This window comes from Novosphingobium sp. B-7 (assembly GCF_000410615.1).
Lineage (GTDB): Bacteria > Pseudomonadota > Alphaproteobacteria > Sphingomonadales > Sphingomonadaceae > Novosphingobium > Novosphingobium capsulatum.
Window position 1 is genome coordinate 434 of record NZ_KE148410.1, and the last position, 229, is coordinate 662.

Below are 229 nucleotides of genomic sequence, written 5' to 3' on the forward strand. Positions count from 1 at the left end.
GGCATTCGGTCTTTGCCGATGCCCCCGGCCGTCGGGCCATGCGCGCGATGATCGATCAGCTCTTGCGCGCGAACGCGAACCACCAGGCCAGCCCCAGGACCAGCCAGCCGCCCACCAGCAGATAGGGGCGCGGATCGGCTTCCACGCCAAACGCCGCAATGGCCAGCGCCGCCACCACGCCGGCCAGGCCGATCAGCGTGACCGTGGCCGGCGCCATGCCCAGCGCCGC